Here is a 1,427-nt window from a genome sequence, read left to right as displayed (position 1 = left end):
CGTGCGCACCGTGAAGCAGGCCGAAAAGGTCGTTGCGATGCTCGCGGAGCGGGGCCTGAAGCGTGGCACGGACGGCCTGCGCATCATCATGATGTGCGAAGTGCCGAGCAACGCCATCCTGGCCGAGCAGTTCCTGGAGCATTTCGACGGCATGTCCATCGGCTCCAACGACCTGACGCAGCTCACACTCGGTCTGGACCGTGACTCGGGCCTGGAGCAGCTGGCCGGCGATTTCGACGAGCGCGACCCGGCCGTCAAGGCCATGATCTCGCGCGCCATCCGCGCCTGCCGCGCCACCGGCAAATACATCGGCATCTGCGGCCAAGGTCCCAGCGATCACCCGGACTTCGCCGACTGGCTGGCCGAGGAGGGCATCGTGTCGATCTCGCTGAACCCGGACACGGTGATCGAGACCTGGCAGCGCCTGGCCGCCAAGTAAAGCGCCAAGCAAGTCTTCGCGATTGACGACCAGCCCGGGTTCTCCGTAAGGGGAATCCGGGCTTTTTATTGCCATGATCGCGGCCGTGTCCGCCAGCCCCCTGCACCGCCGCTATTTCCTGTTCGCACTGAGCTTCATCGCCCTGGTGGTCGGCCTGGGCCTGGGCGAGCAGCGCGGCCTGCCCAAGGTCTGGATCGGCTACACCTTCCTCGGCGCGACTGTCGCCGTCTACGCCGTCATCGGCATCCTTTGCCGCACCACCGACCCGGCCGAATACTTCGTCGCCGGCCGGCGCGTGCCGCCGCTGTACAACGGCATGGCCGCCGGTGCGGACTGGATGAGCGCGGCCACCTTCATCGGCCTGGCAGGCACGCTCTACGCCAGCGGCTACGCGGGCCTGGCCTATGTGTTGGGCTGGACGGGTGGCTTCGTTCTCGTGGCGCTGTGCATCGCGCCCTATCTGCGTCGCTTCGGGCAATTCACGCTGGCGGACTTCCTCGCCGAACGCTTCGACAGCCGCGCCTTGCGGCTGGTGGGAGCCGGTGCCGCCATCCTGGTGTCCTTCGTCTACCTGGTCGCACAGATCTACGGCGTCGGCCTCATCACGACGCGGCTMACCGGCCTGGGCTTCGAGGTCGGCGTCTTCGTCGGCCTGGGCGGCGTGCTGGTCTGCTCCTTCCTGGGCGGCATGCGTGCCGTCACCTGGACCCAGGTGGCCCAGTACCTGATCATGATCCTGGCCTACCTGGTGCCGGTCATCTGGCTCAGCGTCAAGCAGACCGGCTGGCCCCTGCCGCAGCTCGTCTACGGCCAGCAGCTGCATCAACTGGCCGAGCGCGAGCGTGAGCTGATGCGCGATCCGGGCGAGCTGCAGGTACGCGCCATCCACCAGCGGCGTGCCGATGCAGCCGCCGCGCGCCTGGCCGACGTGCCCCAGGCGCTGGCCGACGAGCAGGGCAGGGCGGCCGCTCAGGTCGCCGCGCTGAAG

General features: G+C 68.1%; 2 protein-coding genes. Both read left to right on the top strand.

Annotation, left to right across the window (positions count from 1 at the left end; translation table 11 throughout):
* The coding region (locus ACXJKR_RS32445) for a putative PEP-binding protein (RefSeq protein ID WP_457326359.1) at window positions 1-439 on the top strand (439 nt) is incomplete at its 5' end.
* A 73-nt stretch (window positions 440-512) separates the two neighbouring features.
* On the top strand, window positions 513-1,427 hold a 915-nt coding region (locus tag ACXJKR_RS32440), incomplete at its 3' end, for a VC_2705 family sodium/solute symporter (protein ID WP_457326357.1).

The organism is Roseateles sp. P5_E11, assembly GCF_054049355.1.
The sequence above is the reverse complement of the archived record's forward strand: the minus strand, read 5'-3'. Positions and strand labels throughout refer to the sequence as shown.